Annotated in this window: 4 protein-coding genes; 3 read left to right on the plus strand and 1 reads right to left on the minus strand. The window is 61.7% G+C overall.

Going from position 1 to position 3,379, the window contains the following annotated elements:
* Window positions 1–158: 158 nt before the first annotated feature.
* The 3 genes from GM909_RS26210 to GM909_RS25655 all read left to right on the plus strand — a co-directional run bounded on the left by GM909_RS26210 (window position 159) and on the right by GM909_RS25655 (window position 1,308).
* A complete protein-coding gene (locus GM909_RS26210; protein ID WP_407941370.1) occupies window positions 159–437 on the plus strand; it encodes a hypothetical protein in 279 nt (92 codons plus the stop codon).
* A 107-nt stretch (window positions 438–544) separates the two neighbouring features.
* Window positions 545–1,096 (plus strand): hypothetical protein, encoded by a 552-nt coding sequence (locus GM909_RS26455; protein WP_328600487.1) that lies wholly within the window; start codon window positions 545–547, stop codon window positions 1,094–1,096.
* Window positions 1,093–1,308, plus strand: coding sequence for a DUF1488 family protein (locus tag GM909_RS25655; protein ID WP_157020365.1), 216 nt, complete (start codon window positions 1,093–1,095; stop codon window positions 1,306–1,308). Before GM909_RS26455 ends, GM909_RS25655 begins: the two co-directional genes overlap by 4 nt.
* Before the next feature lie 160 nt (window positions 1,309–1,468).
* Here the strand turns inward: GM909_RS25655 and GM909_RS25660 are convergent, their stop codons facing one another.
* The gene (locus GM909_RS25660; protein WP_157020366.1) at window positions 1,469–3,193 is read right to left on the minus strand and encodes a tetratricopeptide repeat protein; all 1,725 of its coding nucleotides are present in this window, start codon (window positions 3,191–3,193) and stop codon (window positions 1,469–1,471) included.
* Window positions 3,194–3,379 lie beyond the last annotated feature (186 nt).

The raw sequence follows: 3,379 nt of genomic DNA on the forward strand, positions 1-3,379 counted from the left end.
CTTCCAGAGGCGAAAGTCCTTGCTCATAACCCAGCAAGGAATCAGACTCGCACCCGCTTGACCAGTGACTACTCAGACACGCTCCTAGCCGAGGCACCACCCACCCGACCGGGCGGGCCTCCCCAACGCATCTCTTCACCGTCGGGCAGACTGTCCGGCTGAAGGACGGGGTTGGTAGACCGGCCCTGCCCACCGAAATTTATCACATCACCGGCATGCTCCCGCCGAGTGGAGATTCACCCCAATACCGCATCCGCAACGACGACGAACGTCATGAACGGGTGACGACGCAAAACAGTCTTGAACCGGTCGGCATGTCGCCATCCGGTGACGGCGAAAATCTCATCGAAAGGACATTCGGCCATGGCCAAGGGACAGAAACGAAGCAATCGCGAGATCAGAAAGCCGAAGCAGGAAAAGGCACCGCCAAAACCTGAACAGACCTATAGCAACCAGATCAAGCTCGCCGCGGACGCCAATGCCCCACGCGGCAAGCGCAAGCCCTGAGGAACTTCGTGCCACTGCAATATGCAGAAGGACTGCTATGAAGATCGTGATCGAATTCCACCGCACCCGTGACGCTGACGACGCACATGCCATTGTCGGTCGCGAGTCTGTGGAAGCTGCTGATCTCGACAACGCGATCGGGATTGCCCGGCAGCTTTTGCGGACCCTCGAAATGCCGCAGCGGCCGGACTCGGTAACAATCACCGACGAGAAGGGCGCAACGCTCTATTCCGGCATTCTTGAATGCCCAGGGAATGGACGAAGGAAGGCTGCGATCGTGAACGTCTGCAACGATACCGAGAGGCTGAGGAACGTCCGCGCGATTGGCATCTGGGAGAATGAGGGCGGCGCCCCCGGGCGTGATTGCCTGGACGAACAATATGCCCGCCGCATCGAAGCGGACCGGTGCTGGACGGTCTACCATGTCTTTACCGGCGTTCCAGCGCAGGTAGACGGTCAGACCACAACCGGCCTCAGCCGGCTAGAAGCAACTGATCGCATGTTTTCCCTCAACCGTCGTGGCAATGACGGACGGCACACTACACGCGCCCGATCTACACTATCAAAAATAGAGGACTCTCTGTCGTGACATTGGAATTTCCAAATCGGAGCCGCAGCTTTGACGATGTTCGAAATGCCGTCCGCTTCATCGGCCATGACGGCATGTTCGAGGTGCCGTTCTTCGTCGAGGCAGCCGCACTAACACTGCCGGGCAACGGGTCGATCCACGATGTCGCACGTGAAGCCTATTCTTATGGACGCCGCACCTCCTACACCTTGACAGAAGCCGATTTCCGTTAGGCGTTTGAACATGCACCGCGCCGGCGCCCGGCAGCTCCAGTAAAACCCATCATCGGAATTCTCCTTGGTTGAGCTTGAACTGGAAACGCCGGTTACGGCGTGACGCCATCGCGAAGACGAAGAGCGGCAGCGCCGCACAGTTTGCGGAGTTGCTTGCCTGCTATAGGTGATCGAGGGCGAGCAGGGCCTCGTTGCCGAGCCAGACCTCGGCGAACGTGGCCTCGAGGTCGGAGACATTTTGCTCGCCCGCCGCGATCTGCGCCTGAATGAGACCCCACAACGCCCAGCCGTTGCGCGGCATCTCGTTAAGCGCCTTGTCGAACGTGGCGAGGGCTTCCTCTGCGCGGCCCTGCTGGAGAAGAACGGCGCCGAGCGTCTGGCGCACCGGATAGTACCAATAGGGCGGCTCCATGTACGAGATGCCGTCCTGCAGGCGGATTGCCTCGCGCAGGCGGTGCTCCGCCGCGCCATAGTCGCGACGCGCCTGGGCGATGCGGGCCTCGACCACATGGCCGGCAATGCCGAGCACGTCCCTCGCCGGCAGACCTTGCTCCTCGAGACCGGTCATAACCGCCTGCGCGATCAGGCGCTCGATCGCCTCGACTTCACCTGCCGCCGCATTGCGGTCGCCATTGAAGGCGAAGGCGATGCCGCGCGCGTAGTGCCAGTAGCCCTTGACGAAGGGAAAGCGGTCGCCAGGGTCGGTAAGAGCCAGGATGGTCTCCGGAGTGCTGAACTGGGCATGCGCGCTGTACGGCGCCGTCTTGATCGCCTGCACCCAGGCCAGTTCATCCGACACCTCGTCGGAGGTCACGGCAACGAGCTTTTCGGCGGAGGAGATCACGTCATCGCGTACCCCCGCCATCTGTGCCGACACCAGCAGATAGTGCAGATTGTGAGGATAGTAGCCATAGCGATAGAGTGGGCTGGCGACTCTGCCGGCCTGTGCCAGGAATGCCTCGTCGGCCGCGATCGCCTCGCGATTGACTTGCATGGAATCCTGATGCCGCCCGACCCGCGCATAGATGTGGGCCGGCATATGGGTGAGATGCCCGGCTGCAGGCATGGCGCCGCGCAGGTGGTCGGCGACGGCTTCCGCGCGTTCGGGCGTCGCTGACGCTTCGACCGCGTGAATATAGAGATGGGCGGCGGCCGGATGCGCCGGGTGGATATCAAGGGCGTGTTCCAGGGTCGCGACGATTTCGGCGGCATTGCGCTTGGGCGTCAGGCCATCGGCTTTCCACAGGTCCCATGGCTGCAGGTTCATCAGTGCGTCGGCGTAGAAAACGAGGATGTTGGCGTCGTCCGGGTATGCCTTGGCCACCTTGTCCATAGCTTCCGCCCATGCCTTGTCGAGCGGCGGCCGGCTCGCCATCAGATTGGCCCCGTAGCGCCTGGTCAACGCCTCGATCAGTGCCCGTTCCTTTACGGTCACGCCGTCCTTCAGCAACAGTGCGCGCTGTATGGCATCGTAGGCGGGAGCCGCTGCCTCATCGCGCATGGCATCATTGATATTCGGGCCGAGCGCGAACGCCTCGCCCCAGAAACACATGGCGCAGTTCGGGTCCCGCCTCTGGGCTTCCTGAAAGGAGCGCCGCGCCTCGGCGTGGTTGAATGCCCAGGTCAGACGAAGGCCTTGATCAAAGTAGGCCTGCGCCTCAGCGCTGTCCGTGGTGACAGGCATGGTCATGTCGCCGAGCCCTTCATAGAGAGGAGGCCCAATGCCCGCCGAGGCGGTTTCCGCACCCTCAGCAAAGGCGATGCCGGGCTTGTAGAATTCAGTTTGGACGGTCTCATGCGCAGAAGCTGCGATAGCAAAGGCGGATGCGGTCAGCATCAGCCCTCCGGCAATCGCATGCGAAAGGGTGTTTGGCCTGAATTCCATGGTTCTGTTCCTTTGAGTTTGGCGTGCCGGCGCAGCGGGACCGGGAATCCGCCCGGGCGTTCTGTTCGACACGAGTCCGGTGGCCGCAATGCCGTGTTCGCTAAGGCCTGTTGAGATTCAGGATTCCACCCGCGGCTTGAACATGATTCAAGCTTCGGATGGAACGATTCGTACTGACGGACGCCC

Origin of the sequence: Mesorhizobium xinjiangense, assembly GCF_009749525.1 — a bacterium.
Taxonomy (GTDB): domain Bacteria; phylum Pseudomonadota; class Alphaproteobacteria; order Rhizobiales; family Rhizobiaceae; genus Mangrovimarina; species Mangrovimarina xinjiangensis.

Excerpts from the sequence above, each read along its gene's own strand:
- GM909_RS25660 (WP_157020366.1), bottom strand. The coding sequence starts at position 3,193 with ATGGAATTCAGGCCAAACACCCTTTCGCATGCGATTGCCGGAGGGCTG.
- GM909_RS26455 (WP_328600487.1), top strand. The coding sequence starts at position 545 with ATGAAGATCGTGATCGAATTCCACCGCACCCGTGACGCTGACGACGCA.